Raw genomic sequence first — 23,567 nt, forward strand, 5'->3', positions numbered from 1 at the left:
TTCATTATATCGTTGTCTTGATTCGCTCATGGACAGACACCTCTTAGATAATAGTTAAGATTATTATTACTTCTACACTAAGAGACGTCCACTTTTAATTCTAAGTGCAAAACTCCATCTATTTTCACCAAACTCCCTACTTCCGAGCCTAATGGACGGAAGTAGCTGTACTTTTTCCGTTTAATCGCCCAAAAGTTGAGTTGGCGGCTAATTTAACTACATAAAATCCAGTTATTTCGATTCCACTGCCATTTCCCCCTCATTCCGTGCCCTTCCCCTTCCATCGACAACTCCATGCGCACCCACGTGTTGGGAACCGTTATCCATTGCTACGAGGCGGGGTCATCTTGTAACTTCACATAAACCGCTTCTCTACTTTTTTGCTAATAACCAGTGAAATACCAATAAATAAGGCCACATAAATAAGCTCATACGGATTATTCAAGAACCGCTTCAAATCATAGCCAATAAAGCTAACGGTCATCACCATCACGGCTTTCCCCGCAGTAACCGCCACGAGGAACGAGCGAAAACGCATCCGCACCAGCCCCGCCGCCATATTAATCACCACGAAGGGTCCCAGTGGAAATAAGCTAAGGATAAAGACGTAATTAAAAGCTTGGCGCCGCGCCCAGTTGAGGCTTTTTTGGACTTTCGGTTTCTGCGACCAGCGCACGAGATAGGGGTGTCCGGCTACTTTTTTAACAATCGCAAACGTCACCAAGCAACCGCACACGATACCGATCCAGGAGTAGAGAAAGCCGAGCCACAAACCATAGACAGCCGCATTCACACTAATGATCACCAGCGTTGGGAGCGGTGGAATAAATGATTTCATAAAAGGAAGCAGCAGCCCCGGCAATGGTCCGAATGAACGGTACTTGTCCAGAAGCAGCATCAGATTCTCTTCAGTTAAATAAGATAAGAGCTCTTTGATATCCATATACGTGTGAAAAGCCTACTGAATTCGGCCTTTCTCTCCTCTCGTTCATATGGCACGATTATAGCACGATGGCCTGGGCCCGCGCACGGTAAACAAGCTGACACCGGATGCATCCAGTATCAGCTTGGCTTTCGAGCTTATTAAAACTTTTTCGAACTTATTTGAACTTATCGGGGAACTGCTTGATAATCCCATCCGACAACATATCAGCATACATCATCATATGATCCTCACCCTTATCGAAGGCAAGAATATCGGCTTTCCAATCCTTTTTCAGCCTCGCAGTGACTTGATCGGTAATGAACTGCAAATGCGCATAGAGCATGTCCCGCTGTTCTTTCTCTGACCAGTTCGGGTTCGCGGCGCTTAGAAATTTGGCGATATCATCCGCATTTCGGTACCACTCTTTGTTAAATTTGGCTAGATCAGCTTGATTGCCAGCTTTAGCCGCGTCTATTACACCACCAGCTAATTGGATGTGCTCCCTTAACAGTTCTGCCAACTTATTCCCAGCCGCATCTCCATAGACCGGCTTCACCGCATCGCCAATGTCCTGCTGATTCTTCAGCAGCCTAGCCAAAACATCCTTCTGATCTTCCAGCCCTGCAATTGCACTTACAATGTAGCTTCTCGTCCAGCCCACATGATCAACCCAAAGTCTCCTCATGTCTTGCTTAAGCTTCACTTTTGCAGCGTTCATGCACAGCGCAGAACCAGGCTCTTTCCCAGCGGCATGTGCGCCAATTGGCATTAAAGTGAAGGTGAGAACCATGGTTAACAGTAGCATTGATAATAGGATTTTTCGTTTCAAAATGTATCTTCTCCTCTGTCAGCAATTCTCGAACATGGTTTATTTTGAGCAAAAGTCGCAATTTTATGCCTTAGCTTTCTCCTGTAAGCAAAAAGACCCACAGCAATCTGCTGCGGGTCTCTATCGTTTCTATTGCCTCCGCTCGAAAGCGAGACGCACAGCCAACCCGGTCAACACGCTTCCCATCAGCCACCGCTGGATCTGCAGCCATTTCGGACGCGTGCCGAACCATGCGGCGATGTGGCTTGCGGTTAGCACGATCAAGAGATTTACGGTAAAGCTCACCGTGATTTGTGTAAGTCCGAGCGTTGCGCTTTGCAGCAATAAGGAGCCCCGTGCAGGGTCCTCGAACTGAGGTAAGAGCGACACATACAGGACCGCAGCTTTGGGATTCAACAGGTTGGTCATGAATCCCATCAGGAATAGCTTCTTAGGCGGGTCAATGGATAGCTCCCGAGCGGTCAGCACAGATCTGGCCCCAGGCTTCACAGCCTGCCAAGCCAGCCAGAGTAAATAAGCAGCACCTGCTAGCTTTACAGCGTTGAAAACATACGGGGCCGCCAAAAACAGCGCCGAAAGGCCTAACATCGTGGTCACGATGTAGACCAGAAATGCTAGCATTATGCCCAGCAGGGAGATAACTCCAGCCATCCTCCCCTGCGTGACCGAGCGTGAGATTAAGTAGATCATGTTAGGTCCGGGCGTGCACACCATGCCTAGCGAGACTAAGGCGAAGGCTAGCAGCGTCGTGAATGTCATCTCTTGATTGCCCCCTTCGGTGTGTTATAGATTCAGTAGGTGTAAAAGCAGACTTTTTTGAACATGCATCCGATTCTCTGCTTGCTGATAAATGATAGCATTCTCCGATTCAATGACATCTTCTGCGATTTCAAAGCCTGGATGAATGGGCATATCATGCATGATATAGGGGGAATACTTCCCGAGGCTCCGCCTATTGATCTGAAATGGCATCATAATGTCAATTCGTCTAGCTTTCTCTTCTTGGTAATGTACATCGGAGAAAAATTCCATGTCAACCCACGTATCTGTGTAGATAAAATCTGCCTTTTTCATCGCTGTAGACAAAACTTCAACTTCTTCAACGTATCCACTTTGATAGGCCCGCTGCATCAGTTCTTCGTCCCACGAAGCCTCATTGACAATGGGCGTGACTAACAGCAGTTTAATTCCCAAAGTCATACAACCTGCAACTAAGGAATTGACAACGTTATTATGAATGCCAACATAGGCTAAAGTTACGCCTTCAAAAGTCCCTTTAATTTCATATATCGTCATTAAATCTGCGAGCGCTTGGCATGGGTGGTACCTGTCACAGCATCCATTAATCACAGGCACCCCAGAGTATGCAGCTAGTTCAAGTAAATCTGAGTGCTTTTTGAGCCTAGCCATGATCACATCGCAGTTCCTTGATGCATAACGGGCTTCGTATTTAATTGGAGAGATACTAAAATTGCTGGCATCCCAATCCATATTCACCGCATAACCACCTAATTGATGAATACCTGAATGAAAGGAAAGCGCCGTTCGGGTCGATGATTTTTGGAAAAGCATGAGCAGCCCTTTGCGTTCACAGTGATGGTAGAAGGCCTCAGGATTGTTTTTGATCTCTATGCCTTTGAGAATGATGGAGAACAAGCTCTCTTTGTCGAGTTCTTGCAAGGACAGAATGTGTTGCAACTTTGTCACCACTTTCGTATATTTATTCACTTATTTGTATTTTTATACATTGTAGGCGGAGTAGCGCGGGCTGTCAATAGTTGGGGTTATAATCTTTGGTTCTTTTTGCACCCAAGTGTTCCTGCCTGAGCGCTGTCCATCACGAACGAGAACAGGAAGGCTGCTTATTGTACGTATCTAACAAAATGGTAACACTACTTACAGCGCTCCCATTTCCTTCAGTCGTAGTTATCCATATTGAATCTTAGTTATATCAAGCCTTATGCGGAATCAGGTACTCTTAGAGATGTAAACACAACCACTTCAAAGTACTTGGGAGGTCACATATTACATGAAAAAATCATTCAAACAATGGATTGGTGTCAGTACGACAGTCGTCATGGCTGCAACGGTGGTTGCAGGATGCGGCAGTACATCCAATAAGACAGAGCAAGCAACAACAGCGCCAAGCGCTGCTGCAACGGCCAATGCGAAGCCATTCGCAGGGAAAACGATTTCCTTAGTAACAGCCAACCATCCTTGGGCAGAAGCTATCAAACCCTTGCTTCCTGACTTCGAGAAAGAAACTGGCATTAAGGTGAATGTTGAAAGCTTCTTCGAGGATCAACTCACACAGAAGCTAACCGTACAATTCACATCCGGATCTGCAACACCTGATGTCTTTATGTATCGCCCTCTTCAAGAAGGCAAGCTTTTCTACAAAAATGGTTGGCTTCAACCTCTTGACGAATACGCTCAAAAAGCAAAAGACTACGACTTTAATGATTTCTCAAAATCCTCCATCGGTTCAACAACTGTTGATGCCAAATTAGCTGGTATCCCGATTATTACGGAACAAGAAATTTTGTACTACCGGAAAGACTTGCTGCAAAAGGCGGGTATTGCTGTTCCTAAAACGTTAGAGGAGCTTAGCGCGGCGGTTAAAAAGCTGCACGATCCGAAAAATGAGATGTACGGATTCGTAGCCAGGGGTCAACGCTCCCCACTTGTTACACAAGTTTCATCTTTCCTATACTCCGAAGGTGCAGATTTCACAACTGGCGAAAAAGCAAGCATCAACACGCCGGAAGCGCTCAAAGCCTTCACGACTTACGGCACACTGTTGAAAGATTATGCGCCTCCAGGCGTGCTCAATATGTCATGGCCGCAAGCATTCGGTATCTTCGCTCAAGGTAAAGTCGCTTTCTTAACAGATGCGAACTCACTTTACCAGAACGCAACGGATCCGGCGAAGTCTAAAATCTCCGATCAAGTTGGGTTTGCTGTATTCCCTGGAGGTAAAGCAGGTTCTAAGCCGTACAGTATTACATCTTGGGGGCTTGCGATGAATGCCAAATCAGCCAATAAAGAGGCGACTTGGGCGTTCATTCAATGGGCATCAAGTAAAGATGTTGTGTTGAAAACACAGCAAAAAGGTAACCCTGGTGCCCGCGTTTCGGTATGGGATAAACCGGAAGGCACAACTGGCTTCCCGGCTGAGCTCATTCCGGTCATCAAGGAAAGTGCCAAAACAGGCGTTGACCACGACCGTCCAACCGTAATTAGTGTAGGTGAAGCTCGTGATGCCGTTGGTGAAATTGTTCAGAAGGTTATGACAGGTGAAACGAATCTTCAACCTGTGGCTGACAAAGCCAACCAAGCACTCCAAACGATTATGGATAAAGATAAAACAAGATAAATACGTGTTCGATGGGTGAAAAGGGTCATCTGATGACCCTTTTCATCTTTCATACAGAAAATAACGACATCAGGAAGGTGAATGCAGCGTGCAATACAGTTGGTTTAACCGCAACTTAAAATGGATTTATACACTCCCCGCGGTCATCTTCGTCTTGCTTATGATGCTGTTTCCGATCATCTATACCGTTCGGATCAGCTTCTATGAGTGGAGTATGTCTGCAACAACACCACCTCTCTGGGTAGGTTTGTCGAATTATATAGCATTATTCAAAGATGAACGCTTCTGGCATGCAGCAGGCTCTACGTTTTATTTCACATTCGCTGCGCTTACCCTTGAAGTGATTCTTGGCATCGCTATCGCGTTACTGCTTTCCAGAGAATTCCGCGGGAAAAATTTCGTGAAAACAATCTTTCTGTTGCCAATGGTAGCGACACCGGTAGCCATGGGCTTGGTTTGGATGCTGATCTATGAACCTACAATTGGGGTAGCCAACATGCTGCTTAAAACGTTTGGTTTACAGCCACTCCTCTGGTTAGCTTCACCTAATCAGGTCATCCCTTCGCTAGTTATCGTTGATGTCTGGGAATGGACACCTATGATTGCGCTCATTATTATGGCGGGGTTAGCCACACTCCCAACGGATCCATATGAAGCTGCGGATGTTGACGGCGCAAGTACGTGGAGAAAGTTTGTTTCGATTACCCTTCCACTGTTAAGACCGACCATTATTGTGGCTGCTATGCTGCGATTGATTGATGTCTTGAAAACGTTCGATATCATCTATGCGACGACGCAAGGCGGACCGAACTTCGCTTCTGAGACTTTGAATCTATACGGATATGTACTTGGCTTCCAATACTTTAAGCTTGGAATGGCTTCGTCACTGCTTGTCATTTTCTTCGCACTTGTTATGGGATTAACATTATTTATGATTTGGATGCGCAAACGAATGGAGGGAGCCACGTCATGAAGAAAAAGAAAGGTCCACGAATTGCACAGACACTGCTTACCTTCCTTGTCCTCATTGTTTTTGCTTTTCCATTCGTTTGGATGCTGCTCGCTTCGTTTAAGACACAATCACAGATCTTGTCATCGGGCCAAATGTTTATCTTCAAACCGACTTTTCATAACTATGTCAGCGTGTTTAAAGAATATGATTTCATTAAATTCATTTGGAATAGCTTCCTTGTTGCTTTTGGTTCAACACTATTGTCACTGATTCTAGGACTCCCTGCGGCATATGCAATTGCTCGTCATCACCTTCAGAAGCTGGGACTTCTCATCTTAGTCGCGAGAATTATCCCGGGAATTACTTTCTTGATTCCTTGGTTCATCTTGTTCTCCAAAATCGGTTTGGTGGACACATATACAGCACTTATTTTAAGCCATATGCTAGTCGGACTGCCTTTTATTATCTGGATCATGATCTCTTTTTTCGAAGCTCTGCCTACGGAAATCGAAGAGTCCGGTCTCATTGACGGCTGTACACACCACCAAGTGTTCTTGCGAATTATTTTGCCCATTTCCGGACCAGGCGTTATTACGGCATCGCTTCTCTCCTTTATCTTCTCGTGGAACAACTTCATGTTCTCGGTGATTCTGGCCGGTGACAAAACAAAGACGCTCCCGATTGCTGTTTTTAACTTTATGTCCTACTCCGAAATTAACTGGGGGGCCTTAATGGCAGCCGCCTGCATCATTACACTTCCGGTTCTCATTATCGCTCTAGTTTCTCAGCGTTACGTAGTAAGCGGACTTTCCGCCGGTGCTGTTAAAGGTTAACCACAAGAGTTACGATTACGAGAGATGCCGCCTTTTATTTAGACGACATCTCTCGTATATTAAATTTGAAGTTGGTTAGCTTAGCAGATACGTGGAAGGTGAGTTCGTATGCCCTATAAATTGAATATTTTCAGCAAAGTCTTAATTCTGTTAGTCTTACTTCTGATTCCCATTGTCCTGCTCTACAGTTACACGAATCGAATTACAAACAACGTCGTTCAGGATCAGATTCAATCGTCCAATTTGAACCAACTGTCTTTTTTTATGCACCAGCTGGATGCAGATGTGGAGCGATTAGCGATGTCTCCCGTGATTCTGGGAAGTGATCCCTATGTGCGAGAGTACATCGATAAGAACAATTCGCCGGATTACGACATGTTGAAGGAACAATCGCGCATCATCCAAAAGCTTAGCTTGCAAAGTGTCTCCAGCGGTTGGGTGAATGAACTCACGATTGCAATTCCCAAAGGAAAGCAAGTGCTATCCTCCAGCATCTTCGTAAATGGTACCGACGCATGGCCTTGGCATAGACCGATTCAGAGAACTTGGACATATGAAGAACGTGAAGGTGACAAAGGTGTCGGATCATTCATCAGGGAAATTAGCGAGCCCATCCGTGCACAAGTTGTGGATCAAACGAATGTGCTTTATCAAGTGAGATTTAGTGTACAGAATATGATTCAGCTGCTGGATGTTTATAAGAAAGATAAACGAAGCGATCCTTTTTTGATAGATGGTAGGCAAGCCTCGATTCTCAACAGCTCTTCAGATTCGTCTATTACGGCCTCTATCAGAGAGCAATTAACTGGATATACTTTGCCGCCCTCCGGTCAGAAGCAGATTGAGATCGATAAACAGCAGTACTTGGTCAGTTATGTGAAATCAACGCAATTGGATTGGTATTTGGTAGACTATGTGCCCGTTCAAAAAATTCTATCTCCCATTACTATGACCCGCAAACTATTTTACATATCGATTGGTCTTTTGCTCATGATGAGTGTGTTAGCTTCTTTTATCTTGTATCGAAATGTACAAATACCTATCGGCAAGATGATACAAAGTGTGCAGAAGGTAAAACGAGGCGATTTATCGGCGCGAATCGACTACAAGGCCAAGAATGAATTCGATTTCCTCATTCAGCGATTTAACGAAATGGCGACGCAAATTCAAGTTCTGGTTGAAGATGTTTATGTAGAGAAAATACGCTCGCGCGAGGCTACTTTGAAACAGTTGCAGTCGCAAATCCATCCGCATTTTCTATACAATTCGTTATTCTTCATTATCAATTCGGCCGAGATGGAGGATAAAGAGTCCGTAGTGGCCATGGCACATAATTTGGCCGAGTTCTATCGTTATACAACAAGAGTCGAGAAACAAGTCGTTCGGCTTAAGGAAGAAGTGAATTTGGTTATCCATTATTTAAACATCCAGCAGCTTCGTATTCATCGACTGGCGTATGACATCTCTATACCGGATGACATGGTACACGAATGGGTTCCCAGGCTAATTCTTCAACCTTTAGTGGAGAACGCCATTATTCATGGCATTGAACGCAGTGTGGAAAGCGACCGTATTACCATCAGGGGCGAGCAAGACGTGGACTGGAACCGTTTGATCGTCGAGGATAACGGCAGTGCTCTTACCCAAGAAAGATTAACTGCGCTATCCAAACAACTGGAACAACCGATGACCGAAGAAGTTGGCTGTGGCACATGGAATATTCATCATCGGCTATTTTATCAATTTGGAGAAGGTTCAGGTCTGACTTTTCAATTAGGTAAAGATGGGGGCATGAAGGCTGTGTTGACTTGGAAACGTGAAAAGCAGCAGGAAATCTTTCCAGCTGCACAGGGGAGAACATCATGATTCAACTTCTCATTGTTGATGATGAAGCGCATGTCGTAGATCGGCTGCACGCCACGATTGACTGGGCTTCCCTGGGTATTGAACAAATTTTCAAGGCTTATTCGGGTAAAGAAGCGTTGGAGCTGCTTGAACAATTTTCTATTGATATCGTCATTACCGACATTCAGATGCCGGGGATAACCGGCCTGGAGCTGATTGCTGAAATCAATGCCAGATGGCAGAAAACCAAGTCCATTCTCTTATCGGGTTACTCTGATTTCAACTATGCCAAAGAAGCCATCCTTCAGGGTACGGAGGATTATTTGTTAAAGCCCGTTACAGAGAAGGATTTGTTAGCTACGGTCGGGCGGGTCATGGACAAGCTTCAGAAGGAATGGGAAGAAGTCTTTTCCACCCAGCGGCTTACCTACACGCTCAAAGAAAACCTGCCTCTATTACGAGGGAACTTGCTGAACGACCTCCTACAAGGACGCAACCTATCTGAGCAATCGCTCCGAGAGAAAATGCATATGCTTGAACTCCCTGATTTTCATGAACAGGCTTGTGTATGTATGATGATTCGACTTGAATCTGATTTCCTGGAATACGATATGGGGCGTCTATCCTTAATGGAATATGCCATCAGTAATATAGTTGAGGAATTATTCGCTGAGAAATTTGATAGTTGGTCTACAAAAGATGCACATGATTATTTGGTTTTCATCATGAAACGGAAGCCGGTAACTTCTGAAAAGGAAGACCCAGCTTGGCTTGAACGAACCGCAGCTGTCCTCCAATCCGCTGTGAACAATTATTTGAAAGGCAAAATTTCCATTCTGCTCAGCAGTTGGGGGGCGTTCCCAGGTGATATCACCACCTTGTATAACTCTTCTCTAAGTGCCTTTCGTAAGCGGATTGGGAGTGAACATGAATTATTAATGGTGCTCGGCGAAGAATCCGTCCAAACGGAGCTTTCCGCTTTGCAGAAACTGTATGAACCCCCTACTCTCAATCATCTCTTGGAGGCAGCCCGTTGGGAAGATACCGAAGAGAAGCTTTCATTGATTTTCGATGAAATGGAAGCGAAGTTCTCGGAGTCCCAGGAGCATCTACTGGAGGTTTACTTCTCGGTCGCCTCCGCTTTTGCTTATATTGCTCATAAAAATGGCCGACCTTTGCACCAACTCATTGGCGGGGACTACGAGAAAATGACGGAAGGCATTCCTTTCCGCAGCGTTAACCAATTACGTGAATGGTCCATTCGCTCCTTACATCGGATGATGGAGGATATGGATCAAGAGAGAAAAGATAGCCGGGCCACTCTAATTAATGACATCCGCTCTTTTATTGATCAGCATCTATCCAGAGATGTCTCTTTACAATCGATTGCAGATCATGTGTATCTGCACCCTGTTTATGTGTCTAAAATTTATAAATTGGAAACCGGCGAGAATCTAAGCGACTACATCAATCGGGCTCGTATGGATAAAGCTTCCTATCTGTTGAAAAACGGTCATGCTAAAATTTACGAAATTGCCACACAGCTCGGATATCAACGTCCGCATTCCTTTAATCATGCCTTCAAAAAGCATTATGGGATGACCCCTCAAGAGTATCGCGATCAATATTCATAACCAGAAGGGAGGATGAGCAGTGCTATGTCTGACGTCTTAAACACGTTAAAAAAGTCCAAAGTGATTGCCATCATTCGGGGAATTGAATTCACGCAGGCTCCCCCTCTATTCGAGGCACTTGCTGCAGGCGGCATTCAGCTTGCAGAAGTGACTTTGAATACGCCGAATGCGCTTCAAATTATTGATCACATGCGTGAAAAGTATAATGGCCGCATGATGATTGGAGCAGGGACAGTCCTTAATGCGAGTAAAGCGGTAGAAGCCATACAGGCAGGCGCAGAGTTCCTTATTTCCCCGAATGTGGATCAAGGAATGATCGAGACGGCATTAGCGCATCAGGTAACTCCGATGCCCGGTGCACTGACACCAACGGAGATCGTACAGGCCATGAATTACGGCGCTCCGATCGTTAAGCTTTTTCCATGCTCCAGCTTAGGGCCTTCGTATTTGAAAGAGCTCAGAGGTCCTCTAAATGAACTGAATATCCTCGCAGTCGGAGGAATAACCAAAGAAAATGCAGCTACTTATCTGAAAGCCGGCGCCTCCTCGGTAGGTATAGGAGGAAGTTTGGTAGCGCTTAACGAAATTCAACAAGGTAATTACAGTGCGATTACCAACTACGCCAAGCAGCTCATGGCGGCCGTACATGCTGCGAACTGTCAAACATTCTAAGGGTACAGGGAGAGGAAGTATACCGTGAAAATCACAAAATTAGAACTATTTAAAGTGCCGCCAAGATGGTTGTTTTTGAAGGTCGAAACGGATGAAGGCATCACAGGGTGGGGAGAGCCTGTCGTAGAGGGAAAAGCGGATACGGTAGCAGCAGCTGTGATGGAAATGAGCGAGCATATCATTGGGAAAGATCCAATGCGAATCGAGGACATGTTTCAGGTGCTGTATCGCGGCGGATTTTATCGTGGAGGACCTATTTTAACCAGTGCCATTTCTGGAATCGAACAAGCACTCTGGGACATTAAGGGCAAGTTCTACAACGCCCCCGTTTACGATTTATTAGGGGGAGCTTGTCGCGACCGCACGCGTGTTTATTCATGGATTGGCGGAGACCGCCCCAGTGATGTAGGTGAGTCTGCCAGAGTGCAGGTTCAGGCCGGCTTCACCGCGGTGAAAATGAACGCTACAGAAGAAATGCATTACATTGATTCGTTTAGCAAAGTGGATGAAGCCATTGCCCGCATTGCGGCCGTCCGCGAAGCCGTTGGCAAAGACATCGGAATCGGCATCGACTTCCACGGTCGTGTACATAAATCGATGGCCAAAATCATCGTGAAGGAGCTCGAGCCTTATCGCCCGATGTTCATTGAAGAGCCCGTTCTGCCTGAAAACAATGAAGCACTGAAGGAAATCGCTCGCTATACGTCATGCCCCATCGCCACGGGAGAGCGCATGTATACACGTTGGGGCTTCAAAGAATTATTGGCCCAAGGCATCGTGGACATCATTCAACCGGATCTTTCGCATGCTGGCGGGATATTGGAAACTCGAAAAATTGCCGCAATGGCCGAAGCCTATGACATTGCCATTGCACCGCATTGTCCGCTTGGTCCCATTGCATTAGCTTCCTGTCTGCAGCTCGATATCTGCTCGCCAAATGCGTTCATACAGGAGCAAAGCTTGGGCATCCACTATAATCAAGGCAGCGATCTGCTGGATTATTTGAAAGATCCGACTGTGTTCCAATATGAGGAAGGCTTCGTGAAGAATTTGACTGCTCCTGGCCTAGGGATCGAAATCAACGAAGAGAAGGTCCGTGAAATGGCCGCCATCGGGCACAATTGGAAGAATCCGATTTGGCGTCAAGAGGATGGAACGGTGGCGGAGTGGTAGGATGATTGAATGAAATAATACCGCATCCTCTAAGGAGGGTGCGGTATTGTTTGTTCAACGATGATGCAAATAAGAATAAGCAAGCTTAGCTTGCTTATCTATTCAACGAGGGAGACATTTCGTCAGATAAGACCACCGCGTGTGCTTATTAGATGAACTTGGTTACATTCAGAGCGGATTTTCCATTAATAAGCACGCCTAGCTTGCTTAAGCATTCATTACAGCTGGTAATTAAGCAAATAAGCAACTTCAGTTGTCTTATCTGCTTGATGAACTAAGGTCTATCATCTAAAATGCCCGACTTAAGCCTCTAGCGGATGAACCGCCTCATGGAGCAGTTGCTCCAACTCGGCGGTGTAAGCCGCTGTCTGCGCTTCGCTCCAGCCGAAGCGCTCTGCCAGGAAGGCCGTCGCTGCAGCCTTCCACTGCCTTGCCCACGCGATATCGAAGAAGAGGGCGCCCGTCCGGCGGATGAAGAAGTCCGCCGGCTTCACGACCATCTCGCGCTCGATCGCGTACACGAGCGCAGCGAGCACCGCGGCGGGCATACCCCGCCGCTCCGCTTCACCCCTGATCTGCTCCAGCAGCGCGAATACGATGTCCACGTTGGACCCGTATCGCTGCGCGAGCAGCATCGCCTCAGGCTCGGTCAGCCCCAGCCGCAGGCCTTGGCTGACCTTGCTGCGCAAGAACGGCGCCAGCTGCGCGGAGCCGCCCACATCGCCGCCGGATATCGGCAGCGTCTTCGTGCGGCTCGGCGGCAAAGTCGCCGAGACCTTGCCCTCCGCCACCAGCATGGCGGCGATCTGGTTCACGACCGACTCCGCCATTTTGCGGTAGCCGGTCAGCTTGCCCCCGGCCATCGAAATGAGGCCGGAGCCGGAGATGAAGATTTCGTCGCGCCGCGAAATCTCGGAAGGGTCTTTGCCCTCCTGATGGATCAGCGGGCGCAGCCCGGTCCAGCTCGACTCGACGTCGGCCTCGGTCAACCCGAGGGACGGAAACATCTCGTTCGCAGCGTGCAACACATACGCGCGATCGGCTACAGTAATACGGGGATTGGCGATATCCCCTTTGTAGTTCGTGTCGGTCGTGCCGACATAGGTTTTGCCGTCGCGCGGGATCGCAAACACCATCCGCCCATCCGGCGTATCGAAATAGATCGCCTGCCCCAGCGGGAACCGGCTCTGATCAAAAACCAAATGCACTCCTTTGGTCAAATGCAAGGTTTTACCTTGCTTCGAGCGATCCATTTCGCGAAGGGTGTCCACCCATGGCCCTGCCGCATTCACGATTTTACTCGCATACAGTGTGTAGGACGCAGTTTGATCATGCCCATCTGTTCTATCTGTTCCACCCGTTCCAGCCAGCTGATCCACAACCTTTACTCCAACCAACGTCCCATCCTTCACAATCAAGTCCTCCACCTTGGCATAATTCACCGCCATGGCGCCGAGCTCCACCGCTTTTTTCATCACCTCAATCGTTAACCGCGCATCATCCGTGCGGTACTCCACATAATAGCCGCCGCCTCTGAGATCTTTCTTCTTTAACAAAGGCTCGTGCTGCAAAGTCACGTCAGGGCTGAACATTTTGCGTCGCTCTGAGCGCTTGACCCCCGCCAAGAAATCATAAACTCTTAATCCGAGCGAAGTAGACAGCTTGCCGAACGTTCCTCCTTTATAGAAAGGCAGCAGCATCCACTCCGGTGTCGTCACATGAGGGCCATTTTCATACACAATCGCCCGTTCTTTGCCTACCTCAGCTACAACCTTCACATCCAACTGTTTCAGATACCGCAGGCCACCATGCACCAATTTCGTCGATCGGCTCGATGTTCCCGAAGCAAAATCCTGCATCTCAATCAACGCCGTCCGAAGCCCGCGACTCTGTGCGTCCAGCGCAATACCTGCTCCTGTGATTCCGCCACCGATCACGATCACGTCGAAAGGTTGCTGCGCCATCGCTTCCAGCGTCTCTATTCTTTTCAATCCATTGAACGCTCTATGTTGATCTATCCCTTTATGCTGTCCAGCTTCCATTTGCCCTGTTGTCATCCCAATCTCTCCCTTATATGAAAATAGAGAAACCACAACAACCCTATCACGTTTGCACGTAAAGGTCCGCTGTGGTTTCTCCTAGTCTCCAACCGAATATGAACTTGTTAGGTGTAGTATAGCACTGTATGCATTTATTTAAAAGCAATTGCGGCATTTACCGCCTTTTTCCACCCGCTGTACAACTTTTCTTGAAATTCTGCCGCCATTCCATGCTCAAAAGCCCGATCCACCTGCCACTGGGCCGCAATTTCCGCCTGATCCTCCCAGAAGCCAACCGCGAGACCAGCCAAATAGGCCGCCCCTAACGCTGTCGTTTCATTGATGACTGGACGCTCAACCGTGACACCCAGCATATCGCTTTGGAACTGCATAAGGAAGTCGTTTTTCACCACACCGCCATCGACTCGCAGCTTCGTAAGTTCAATGCCCGAATCGTCCTCCATCGCCTGCAGCACGTCTTTCGTCTGATACGCGAGGGATTCCAATGTTGCCCGGATAAAATGCTCCTTCGACGTCCCCCGAGTCAACCCAAAAACCGCGCCCCGCACATCGCTGTCCCAATAAGGCGTCCCAAGCCCCACAAAGGCGGGTACCACGTATACTCCCTCGGTGGACACGACTCTTTTAGCATAATCCTCCGAATCCTTAGCGGATTTGATCATGCGCAACCCATCTCGCAACCACTGAATCGCAGAGCCCGCCACGAAAATACTGCCCTCCAGCGCATACTCAACTTTTCCGTTCAATCCCCAAGCGATTGTAGTCAAAAGGCCGCTACGCGACGGAATTGCATGATTCCCTGTGTTCATCAGCATGAAGCAGCCGGTGCCGTAGGTGTTTTTGGCCATCCCTTTTTCAAAGCAGGCTTGACCGAACAGTGCCGCCTGCTGATCCCCAGCCGCGCCCGCGATCGGAATCGCCGCACCAAAAAACAGACTTTCCTGTGTATATCCGTACATCTCCGACGACGAACGAACCTCCGGCAGCATCGCTGCGGGAATGTCCAAATGCCCCATCAACTCCTCATCCCACTTCAGTTCGTGAATGTTGTAAATGAGTGTACGCGAGGCGTTCGAATAATCAGTGACGTGCGCCTTACCGCCAGTCAGCTTCCAAATGATCCACGTGTCCATCGTGCCGAAAAGCAATTCCCCGCTCGTAGCTTTCGCTCTAGCGCCTTCGACGTGGTCGAGGATCCATTTGATTTTGGTTGCCGAAAAATACGCATCAATCAGCAGTCCCGTCCGCTCCCGAAATAGGTCGTTAAGACCCTGCGCCTTCAGCTCCTCACAGATGTCTGCGGTCTGCCGCGACTGCCAAACAATCGCATGGTACACGGGCATCCCCGTATGTTTATCCCACACAACCGTCGTCTCCCGCTGGTTCGTGATGCCGATTCCAGCAATCTCCACAGGCTGCACCCCGGATTCGGACAGAAGCGTCGCGATCACACTCTGAATCGACAGCCAAATTTCGTTCGCATCATGCTCCACCCAGCCTGGCTTCGGAAAATACTGCTTAAACTCCTGCTGAGCGGTGTGCACAATACTTCCTTTTTTATCAAATATAATGGCTCTAGAGCTAGTCGTCCCTTGATCGAGGGAAAGTATATATGAGGGCTTGGATCCCATTGTTGTCATGATTGATTATGCCTCCTTGTAACGCCATCGTAATGCTGCCACAGCTCATGGTTCGAGGTTGTTACAGCCGTCGCACCTGCCGCAAGTGCCTGCTCCACATCATCGACGGAACGAATCAGGCCGCCTGCAAAAATCGGAATACCCGAGCGCTCCTTCACTTCCTTGATAATGTGCGGAATAACACCCGGCATGACCTCGATGTAATCCGGCTGTGTGCGTTCGAGCAGGGTGTAGCTCTTATCCAGCGCCGAGCTATCCAATAGAAAAAGACGTTGAATCGCGATCAAGCCGTTCTGCCTTGTTTTTGTAATCACATTGCCACGCGTCGAAATGATCCCCGCAGGGCGAATGCTTTGGCATAGAAATTCAGCCGCGAACTCGTCGTTCTTCAGTCCCTCGATCAAATCCGCGTGCAGCAGCAGCTTCTTCCCATGGGCTCGGCCCAGGTCCACAATACTTTTCAGCTGGCCAATATGACTGTCGAGCAGCACGATATACGTGTACGACGACTTCATGAGCTTCTCTAAATCCTTCATCTTACGGATGGCTGGTAAAATACACTGATCCTGCAGCGACATGCGCTTCACCTCGATTTTCTGAAACAAAAAGACTCACCAAGATTTGCCGTTGATATTCAATGGGCAATCCGAGTGAGTCTCCTGTTCTCCGTCACATGTTATTAACTTACTTATATTTTACTGAAAGATGAGATGCCCTGTCAATGGGAGCCCCTTATAGCTTAGGTGGATAAGGCCTTTCGTACGGCCAAAATATATTTCGACTGGTCGAGCGGATTAACGCCGCGCCGCTTACGTTCAGCATGGACATCAGGAGGGCTCGGCTGATAGCCTGCAAAAGAAGAAGTAATCATGCCCCGCCCACCCGACATAGCACTCAGCTTCACGGGATATTCGAGCGATGTCGCCACAGGAAGTCGTCCTTCCAAGACGAACCGTCCACCTGCTATGCTAGGCGGATCGAAGCTCGCCCGCATCTGCACAAGATCACTCAGTACCTTGCCTCCGAACTCTTCCGGCACGGTGATGCGTACTTGCAGCATCGGCTCCAGCAGTGTCGTGCCCGTCTGTGCGAGCCCCTGCATAATGCCCATTGGCGTCGCGACGGCAAAATCAAGCGGATGGGTGTGCCACACATGGTGCTCACCCTCTAGAAGAGTCACTTTCACATCGGTGACCTCCCAACCGAGCAGCCCCTGCTGCAGCGCCTCCGGCACGCGGCGCGCCACCTCATTCTGGTACTGCACGAGCAGCTGCTCGCCGCGCACCTGTGACTCATACACGAGACCGCTGCCCGGCGCACCAGGCTCGATGCGAAACCGTAAGATCGCCCAGCACGGCTTGGGCATCGTATAGGCAATGAAGCCTTCGCCAGCTTGCGAAGGCGTTTCTTTGTAGATCACGGAAGGTTGATCGAACCTTACGTGAAGACCAAAGCGCGAGCACAAGAGACTCGTCAGAATCTCGAGCTGGATCGCGCCCATGACCTTGACGTGCAGCTCACGCTCGTCCTGCAGCCACTGCAGATCGAGCAGCGGATCTTCATCCGTGAGCTCCTGCAGGGCGGCGACGAGCGCCGGATACTGTCCGTCGCTCTCGGCGTGCACCTGCACGGTCAAAAGCGGCACCGCCATGCGCGGCGCAGGCGGCACGCTGTCCGGCCGGCCCAGCACATCGCCGATCCGCACCTGCGTCAAACCGCAGACGGCCGCGATGTCGCCTGCCGCGACAATGCCGAGATCTTCGGCTTTGCGCCCGTCGATGCGGCGAATCTGGGTCACCTTCTCCTCCACGCCCTGCGTGGCATTGACGACGGTGTCCCGGTTACGGATCGTCCCCTCGTAGAGGCGGACGTACGCCATACGCCCCATGGTCTTGTCGCGCTCGACCTTGAATACCACAGCCGAAAGCGGCTGCTCCGCATCGCCGCGCGGCTCAGGCAAGTAATCGAGGATCGCTGCTAGCAACTCCTCGATACCAAGCCCTTTGCTGGACGCTCCGACCAGCAAAGGAAAAGCCTCCCCCTGCCGCGCGTACAGCTGCAGGGTGGCTTTCACTTCGTGCGCCGCGATGGGCGCACCTTCGATGTAGCTCGTGAGCATCGGCTCATCGAGCTCGGAGAGTTTTTCGACCGCGGATGCGAGGTCGAATCCACTTAGCGCGCCAATTGCCGGCGCGTCATCCAGCACGTTCCGCGCCCCGCGAAACGTGTCCTCAAGACCGAGCGGCGCATAGATCGGCACCGCCAACCCCGTGAGCTGTTTATGAATCTCCTGCAGGACGCGTTCGGGGTCCGCCCCGACACGGTCTAATTTATTCATGTAAAGCAAGGTCGGAATGCGAAGCGATTGCAGCGCATGCCAGATCATTTCTGTCTGCGACTGCACGCCCTCTACCGCAGAAATGATGAGAATCGCCCCATCCATCACACGCAGCGAGCGCTCCACCTCCGAGAGAAAATCGACGTGTCCTGGCGTATCTATAAGATTGATCCACGTATTTTGCCAGACTAAGCTTGTCGTTGCACTCCTAACCGAAATCCCCCGCTCACGCTCCACCTCAAGGGAATCCGTCTGCGCTGTTCCGCTATCCACACTGCCAAGTGCACGAATACGCCCGCTCAGATAGAGCAGGTGCTCTGTCGTTGTCGTTTTCCCCGCGTCGACGTGCGCGAAAATGCCCACGTTCCTTCTCGACACTATGCGTTTCTCGTCTGTCATTCAAGCTCCGGCCCCTTTGGCTTTCATTCTTGCATCTATTATACTAAAAGAGTGCCGATTTGGATAAGTTCACCAGATTTTATGAGGAGGAACTCCTATGCATCCACCTGTACCAAATACCATTAAACTCGATAACCAGCACCCTGCCATCATTGCCTTATCTCAAGCTGACCCTAAGTTGGCTCGTCTGATCGAGCTGATCGGTGAGCTCACACTCACACCAAGCTTTCGCCCCTATGAGTCTCTCGTCATGTCGATTATTTCACAACAACTTTCTGCTAAAGCCGCATTAACCATCAAAACGAGAGTTAAACATATCATCCCCACCATTACGCCAGAGGATGTTTTGGCCACAGATGAAGAAGCCATCCGCCAATGCGGTGTCTCCTATCCCAAAATCCGCTACATTCGCGACCTCAGCACCAAGGTGCTAAATGGCGAAGTGATGCTGGATCAGCTGCAGGATGTAGATACCTCAGAACTTCTGAAGCAGCTGACTAGTGTCAAAGGGATCGGCGTATGGACCGCTGAAATGTTTCTCATTTTCACCCTAGGCCGACCCGACATTCTATCGCTCGGTGACGCCGGTCTGCAGCGCGCCGCCCGCTGGCTGCATGCCCTCCCTGAGCGCAAGGATAAAAACTACTTAGCCGTCGTCGCCGAAGGCTGGGCGCCCTATCGCAGCTTCGGCTCCCTCTATTTATGGCGCGCGATCGACACGGGGCTCGTTGATTCCGGCCTGCCAGTGGAGGCTTGTGAGAAACCGTTTCAAGTGTAGAGAACATATAGCTTATTGAGGGAGATTATTTACTTCCCCCTTCTTTCTAAGCTCATCTCCGCCTGCGATGTTGCATTTTGTACAACATGATGGGGCATTTCAACTCTTTTCACTCCTAAAGTTGCAAAAACTACAACATTTTTGCTCAAAATGCCTCTTAATCGCACGAGAATGGCTCTTAATGTTGTACATAATACAACATTAGAAGCCATTTTCGAGGTTTTCACTACATTATGTTGCAATAATTACAACATGGGTATGCCTTTGCTGCGAAAGAGTTCATTTCCCACAAAAAAAGCACAAGCTGCCGTATAGGCACTTATGCTCTCTACTTCTGTCATGCCTTCGCATCCGCCCGCAGCCCCCGCAGATACGTCTGCAGCAATCGACGCAAGCTCTCGTCCCGATCCAGCCCCATGCGGAAGCCATTCCGATGCTCGAGCGAGGCGAAGCCATGCACCATGCTTCGAAACCCACGCACCACGTGCAGTGCGTCTTCTTCGCTGAGCCTATAAGGCTCAAGGATGCGAAGCAGGAAGCTCACAACCCCTGCGCCGACCTCTTTCAGCTCGGGATCCTCATAATCGGGCAACGCCGAGATCGCCTCATACAGGCCTGGCTGCTTCCGGGCAAAAGCCACATAAGCCACACCCGCAGCCAACAGCGCGTCATCCTCGGATTTGCCGATGACAGCCTCGATCATCGCTTCCTTCACAAGGATAAGCCCTCGCTTAGAAAGCTGCTTTCTCAGATCGGGCAAGCCCTTGATATGATTGTAAAGGGAGGGTGTTTTGATGCTTAATTTTGCGGCCAACACAGCTAGTGAAAGCTGCTCAACCCCTTGTTGATCAGCAATTTCAATCGCCGCTTGCAGAACCATTTCTGCGTCTATGCCTTGTCGAGTAGCCATGTTGTATCCTCTTTTCTAAATGGTCGCTGATGCGCCGCCTTGGAATTTAGCTGTTGCTTCTTCGAGCGCTGCATCTATGATCGCACCTGGCTGCTCAATCATCCGTCCGTGTCCCACTGCCAGTAAGCTAGGTTCTAGCTTTCTCAATCTGCGCGTACTTTCCAAGGATGCTTCTTTACTCCACGTCGCCATCGCCGGGAACGGGAACCAGAATTTCACCACACCCGATACAGCTACTCCACCTCGCACTTGAAAAGCATCCCCAGCGATCAACGCCCGGCTCCGCACATCAAGGAAAGCCATTGAGCCTGGTGTATGGCCTGGCGCAGCGAAGGCTTGCAACGAACCGATCCGATCCCCATCTGCCAGCAGCACATCGGGTTTTGTCTGAATTCCTTTCGAGATGCCGCCCTTAATCGGTGTTTGAGGCTCACCCGCCTCCAGCTCCACATTGCCTGCCAGCAGCTTCGCATCTCTTCTGGAGATGTAGACCTGTGCCTTCGGCAGTACCTTTTTCAAACCGTCCAATGCACCAATATGATCCCCATGTGCATGCGTTAGAACGATCCGTGTAATCGGCTTACCTATTTGCTCCGCTGCCTGAAGGATGCCTTTCACACTGAAAGGCAAAGCCGCGTCAATCAGGGTCAATTCGGATTCTTCCTCCACCAGGTAACAATTCACCGGGAAAAATCTCGGCATAAAAGCCAATTGATATAAATGTCCGTTTCGCGTTATCTTCATCCTGCAACGCCTCCTATTTACTATCTATATTAGTATAATAACTAATGACATTAGTTTTGTAAATAGGCTAATTCCCACTCTTTCCTTTTCTTCTAAAATCTAAGCAATTGTCCGAGTGTTCTTTATTGTACTATGGTAAAATAGTTCTCATATTTGCCATACAGCCTATACAAAGCGAGTGAGGTCACCTTATGAATAATGAAACAATGACGCTTTTTAAAACCTTAACCGAAATGCAAGCCGCTCCTGGCTTCGAGCGAGAGATCCGTGCATTTGTGCGCGGCGAGTTAGCCAAATATACCGACGAGTTCGTGCAGGACGGGCTTGGCAGCCTCTTCGGGGTTGTGCGCGGCGATGAAACAGGACCACGCATCATGGTGGCGGGCCACTTCGACGAGGTCGGCTTCCTTGTGACTGGCATTACCGAGCACGGCACGGTCAAGTTCCAGCCGCTCGGCGGCTGGTTCAGTCAAGTTCTGCCCGCGCAGCGCGTGCAGATCATGACGGCGAACGGACCGATCATCGGTGTGATCGGCTCGGTGCCCGTGCACTTGCTGGACGAGGCTGCGCGCAGCAAGCCCGCGGACATCAAGACGATGTACGTTGACATCGGCGCTGAGGACAAAGCCGATGCCATTGCCATCGGCATCAAGCTCGGGCAGCAGATCGTGCCGATCTGCCCGTTCACACCCATGGCCAATCCGAAGCGGATTATGGCCAAGGCTTGGGACAATCGCTACGGCGTCGGCCTCGCGATTGAGCTGTTGAAGGAGCTTCACGGCGGGCCGAAGCTCCCGAACGTCCTGTACGCCGGTGCCACCGTACAGGAAGAGGTCGGCGTGCGCGGTGGAAGGACGGCTGCGAATATGATTCAGCCGGACCTGTTCTACGCGCTCGATGCTAGTGCGGCCGGGGATATGACCGGCGACCGCCAAGCTTTCGGGCAGCTGGGGCGCGGAGCGCTGCTGCGGATTTTTGATCCCACGATGATCACCCACCGTGGGATGGTCGAGTTCATTCTGGATACGGCGGAGACGCATAAGATCCCGTATCAATACTTCATCTCGCAAGGCGGCACGGATGCCGGACAGGTGCACTTGCAAGGCACAGGGATTCCATCTGCTGTGATCGGTGTATGCGCGCGCTACATTCACACTTCCGCGTCGATTCTTCACGTGGATGATTATGCCGCAGCGAAGGAGTTGCTGATCAAGTTGGTACAAGCCAGCGATCGCACAACTTTAAACACCATTCATGCTGGAGCATGAGTGATGTCTCTCTAAGCAGGTAGGCGCTGCTCTCCGTTCCGTTTCGCCTCCATTTACAAATGAAGTGGCTGTCCTCAAGTAGAAAAACCTACTCGTTGGACAGCCACTTTTTTATTTCACGCTATATTATACCTATCGTCGCCTATTATATAAAATTCTTACATTTTTTTCATAAATATAGAACTAATGTTCCAATATATGGTACAATTAACAATATAACTTGTTCTTAGAAAGAAGGATTCCCATGACCTCAATCATTCGTGAAGCAACACCTCAGGATACATCGGCGATTAGCTCACTTGTTTCTCATCTTACCGGCAAGATCATTTCCCCTTTACATATTGAAAACAGGCTCCATAACATGCGAAATAATCCAGACGAATTGCTCTATGTCTACGAGGAAAAGAATCGTATTCTTGGCACGTTAAGCTTTCGTATTCGCAGAGACCACGAAGAACGGAATCTAACCTTTAGTGAAATTTCGGTTATTTCCTTCCAGAAGGATCCAGACAGTAACCAAGCACCGTTAGAACAATTAAAAAGCTATGCCGAACAGCTTACCAGCGATCATAGTTGCTCCGGGATGACGTGGCTAACAGATGTAGAATCCGCAGACAAAACCCGCTCCCCCCAAGCCCCCATTGGCTTTCATGAATCTGGCTACCGCTTCGTCAAACGATTCCTTTAGCCTAAGGTAGTTGAATAATCCGTATTCTATTACTCATACGAAGGAGTGCTGACGTGTGCTGGCTGGCTTTAATGAAGGAGCTTTAAGTACGCTGGTTCTTATCCTGTTCATGAGCTTCTTAGTTCTCGTTATTGGCGTCTTTCTCTTCATCATTATACAATCCCTTTCGGTCTGGACCTCTAACAACAAAGCGCCCATTCAAGATCGATCCTGTAAGGTTGTAGCCAAACGAGTACAATTCTCCGGAAGCTCCGGTAATTTGGGTTCAAACACCTCCTACTATGTTACGTTCGAGTTCGAGGACCGGAGTAGAATGGAGCTATGGATAGGACGACAGCAATTTGGCTATATGGTAGAGGGTGACAAGGGAAATTTAACGTTTCAGGGTACTCGCTTCAAAGAATTCGAGCGCAAACAGGCTATTAAGGTCCCTGTATAGTCGCATTTCTACCGCAGGGACCTGTCTTTACAGTCCAATCTTCTGAAACTACATCCGTTCAATT

Annotated in this window: 21 protein-coding genes; 11 read left to right on the forward strand and 10 right to left on the reverse strand. The window is 49.2% G+C overall.

The annotated features are described in order from the left end of the window. Positions 1-355: 355 nt before the first annotated feature. The 4 genes from AC58QC_RS26130 to AC58QC_RS26145 form a co-directional block, all read right to left on the reverse strand. Positions 356-943, reverse strand: coding sequence for a TVP38/TMEM64 family protein (locus tag AC58QC_RS26130; RefSeq protein WP_497417983.1), 588 nt, complete (start codon positions 941-943; stop codon positions 356-358). 157 nt (positions 944-1,100) lie between these two features. Further along, positions 1,101-1,754 (reverse strand): glycosyltransferase, encoded by a 654-nt coding sequence (locus tag AC58QC_RS26135; protein WP_497417984.1) that lies wholly within the window; start codon positions 1,752-1,754, stop codon positions 1,101-1,103. A gap of 129 nt (positions 1,755-1,883) precedes the next feature. Beyond that, positions 1,884-2,513, reverse strand: coding sequence for a LysE family translocator (locus AC58QC_RS26140; protein ID WP_497417985.1), 630 nt, complete (start codon positions 2,511-2,513; stop codon positions 1,884-1,886). 24 nt (positions 2,514-2,537) lie between these two features. Further along, complete coding sequence (locus tag AC58QC_RS26145) at positions 2,538-3,452, reverse strand: ornithine carbamoyltransferase (protein WP_497417986.1); 915 nt, start codon at positions 3,450-3,452, stop codon at positions 2,538-2,540. Positions 3,453-3,783: 331 nt separating this feature from the next. Between AC58QC_RS26145 and AC58QC_RS26150 the strand changes: the two genes are divergently transcribed. The 7 genes from AC58QC_RS26150 (at position 3,784) to dgoD (ending at position 12,239) form a co-directional block, all read left to right on the forward strand. Beyond that, the gene (locus AC58QC_RS26150) at positions 3,784-5,130 is read left to right on the forward strand and encodes an ABC transporter substrate-binding protein (protein WP_497417987.1); all 1,347 of its coding nucleotides are present in this window, start codon (positions 3,784-3,786) and stop codon (positions 5,128-5,130) included. A gap of 88 nt (positions 5,131-5,218) precedes the next feature. Next, positions 5,219-6,103 carry a carbohydrate ABC transporter permease gene (locus tag AC58QC_RS26155; protein WP_497417988.1) on the forward strand — a complete coding sequence of 295 codons (885 nt, stop codon included), beginning with the start codon at positions 5,219-5,221 and terminating at the stop codon, positions 6,101-6,103. Further along, complete coding sequence (locus tag AC58QC_RS26160) at positions 6,100-6,915, forward strand: carbohydrate ABC transporter permease (protein ID WP_497417989.1); 816 nt, start codon at positions 6,100-6,102, stop codon at positions 6,913-6,915. The genes AC58QC_RS26155 and AC58QC_RS26160 overlap by 4 nt, the downstream gene beginning before the upstream one ends. A gap of 108 nt (positions 6,916-7,023) precedes the next feature. Beyond that, positions 7,024-8,781, forward strand: a complete 1,758-nt coding sequence (locus AC58QC_RS26165; protein WP_497417990.1) for a sensor histidine kinase — start codon at positions 7,024-7,026, stop codon at positions 8,779-8,781. After that, positions 8,778-10,394: a response regulator transcription factor gene (locus AC58QC_RS26170; protein ID WP_497417991.1), complete on the forward strand. Its 1,617-nt coding sequence runs from the start codon at positions 8,778-8,780 to the stop codon at positions 10,392-10,394. The genes AC58QC_RS26165 and AC58QC_RS26170 overlap by 4 nt, the downstream gene beginning before the upstream one ends. A gap of 24 nt (positions 10,395-10,418) precedes the next feature. Further along, the gene (locus tag AC58QC_RS26175; RefSeq protein WP_497417992.1) at positions 10,419-11,066 is read left to right on the forward strand and encodes a bifunctional 4-hydroxy-2-oxoglutarate aldolase/2-dehydro-3-deoxy-phosphogluconate aldolase; all 648 of its coding nucleotides are present in this window, start codon (positions 10,419-10,421) and stop codon (positions 11,064-11,066) included. A 24-nt stretch (positions 11,067-11,090) separates the two neighbouring features. Then, positions 11,091-12,239, forward strand: coding sequence for a galactonate dehydratase (gene dgoD, locus AC58QC_RS26180; RefSeq protein ID WP_497417993.1), 1,149 nt, complete (start codon positions 11,091-11,093; stop codon positions 12,237-12,239). Positions 12,240-12,541: 302 nt separating this feature from the next. Here the strand turns inward: dgoD and AC58QC_RS26185 are convergent, their stop codons facing one another. The 4 genes from AC58QC_RS26185 to AC58QC_RS26200 form a co-directional block, all read right to left on the reverse strand. Further along, entirely contained in the window at positions 12,542-14,296 is a 1,755-nt protein-coding gene (locus tag AC58QC_RS26185) for a glycerol-3-phosphate dehydrogenase/oxidase (RefSeq protein WP_497417994.1), read from the reverse strand. 134 nt (positions 14,297-14,430) lie between these two features. Continuing rightward, a complete protein-coding gene (gene glpK / locus AC58QC_RS26190; protein WP_497417995.1) occupies positions 14,431-15,939 on the reverse strand; it encodes a glycerol kinase GlpK in 1,509 nt (502 codons plus the stop codon). Beyond that, on the reverse strand, positions 15,936-16,517 hold the full coding sequence (locus tag AC58QC_RS26195) for a glycerol-3-phosphate responsive antiterminator (RefSeq protein WP_497418061.1): 582 nt from the start codon (positions 16,515-16,517) through the stop codon (positions 15,936-15,938). Before AC58QC_RS26195 ends, glpK begins: the two co-directional genes overlap by 4 nt. 161 nt (positions 16,518-16,678) lie before the next feature. Next, positions 16,679-18,676 (reverse strand): GTP-binding protein, encoded by a 1,998-nt coding sequence (locus AC58QC_RS26200; RefSeq protein ID WP_497417996.1) that lies wholly within the window; start codon positions 18,674-18,676, stop codon positions 16,679-16,681. Between the two features lie 97 nt (positions 18,677-18,773). Here AC58QC_RS26200 and AC58QC_RS26205 point away from each other — a divergent pair, with 97 nt between their 5' ends. Then, entirely contained in the window at positions 18,774-19,454 is a 681-nt protein-coding gene (locus AC58QC_RS26205) for a DNA-3-methyladenine glycosylase family protein (protein WP_497417997.1), read from the forward strand. Between the two features lie 337 nt (positions 19,455-19,791). On the opposite strand, the gene AC58QC_RS26210 is transcribed toward AC58QC_RS26205, so the two are convergent. Both AC58QC_RS26210 and AC58QC_RS26215 read right to left on the reverse strand, forming a co-directional pair. Continuing rightward, a complete protein-coding gene (locus AC58QC_RS26210; RefSeq protein ID WP_497417998.1) occupies positions 19,792-20,364 on the reverse strand; it encodes a TetR/AcrR family transcriptional regulator in 573 nt (190 codons plus the stop codon). A 15-nt stretch (positions 20,365-20,379) separates the two neighbouring features. Then, the gene (locus AC58QC_RS26215; protein ID WP_497417999.1) at positions 20,380-21,108 is read right to left on the reverse strand and encodes an MBL fold metallo-hydrolase; all 729 of its coding nucleotides are present in this window, start codon (positions 21,106-21,108) and stop codon (positions 20,380-20,382) included. 191 nt (positions 21,109-21,299) lie between these two features. Here AC58QC_RS26215 and AC58QC_RS26220 point away from each other — a divergent pair, with 191 nt between their 5' ends. From AC58QC_RS26220 to AC58QC_RS26230, 3 genes are all read left to right on the forward strand, one after another. Next, the gene (locus tag AC58QC_RS26220) at positions 21,300-22,376 is read left to right on the forward strand and encodes a M42 family metallopeptidase (RefSeq protein WP_497418000.1); all 1,077 of its coding nucleotides are present in this window, start codon (positions 21,300-21,302) and stop codon (positions 22,374-22,376) included. Positions 22,377-22,620: 244 nt separating this feature from the next. After that, positions 22,621-23,064 (forward strand): GNAT family N-acetyltransferase, encoded by a 444-nt coding sequence (locus AC58QC_RS26225; RefSeq protein ID WP_497418001.1) that lies wholly within the window; start codon positions 22,621-22,623, stop codon positions 23,062-23,064. Between the two features lie 55 nt (positions 23,065-23,119). Continuing rightward, complete coding sequence (locus tag AC58QC_RS26230) at positions 23,120-23,503, forward strand: DUF2500 domain-containing protein (RefSeq protein WP_497418002.1); 384 nt, start codon at positions 23,120-23,122, stop codon at positions 23,501-23,503. Positions 23,504-23,567: the final 64 nt, after the last annotated feature.

It is taken from the genome of Paenibacillus sp. J22P51, from assembly GCF_059692215.1.